This window comes from Rahnella sp. PAMC25617, from assembly GCF_050606005.1.
GTDB classification, from domain to species: domain Bacteria; phylum Pseudomonadota; class Gammaproteobacteria; order Enterobacterales; family Enterobacteriaceae; genus Rahnella; species Rahnella variigena.
In genome coordinates this window covers 1-342 of the sequence record NZ_JBOCUM010000309.1, presented here as the reverse complement: position 1 = coordinate 342, position 342 = coordinate 1, and the positions used below count along the sequence as shown (strand labels likewise).

The following is a 342-nucleotide window of genomic DNA, read 5'->3' as shown; positions in this document are numbered from 1 at the left end:
TATTGAAGCAAAGTTGGCTAAAAAATAGATTTTGGATTTCCTCCACCGGCATATTGAAGCATTGATTTTTTGTGCACCCACACCTTTGTCTAAGGTGGAGATTGTCAAATGTCTCAGTGAAATGTTTGAAGCGGAGATTCCTGACCAACACGTGGAGGGGGCAATAAATGATTTGAGCGAAAAGTATCAATCCGAAGATTATTCTTTCCAGTTAGAGTATTCGGGTGGAGGATATCAATTTTTGACCAAGCCAGCATATCAAACTTCAATCGGTATTCTGTTGCGGCAGCAATCCCAGAAAAGGCTTTCTACGTCACAGTTGGAAACTTTGTCAATTATCGC

At 40.6% G+C, this 342-nt stretch carries 1 protein-coding gene; it reads left to right on the top strand.

Going from position 1 to position 342, the window contains the following annotated elements; genetic code table 11:
- Nucleotides 1–94: 94 nt before the first annotated feature.
- On the top strand, nucleotides 95–342 hold a 248-nt coding region (locus ACM615_RS24435; RefSeq protein WP_431012716.1), incomplete at its 3' end, for an SMC-Scp complex subunit ScpB.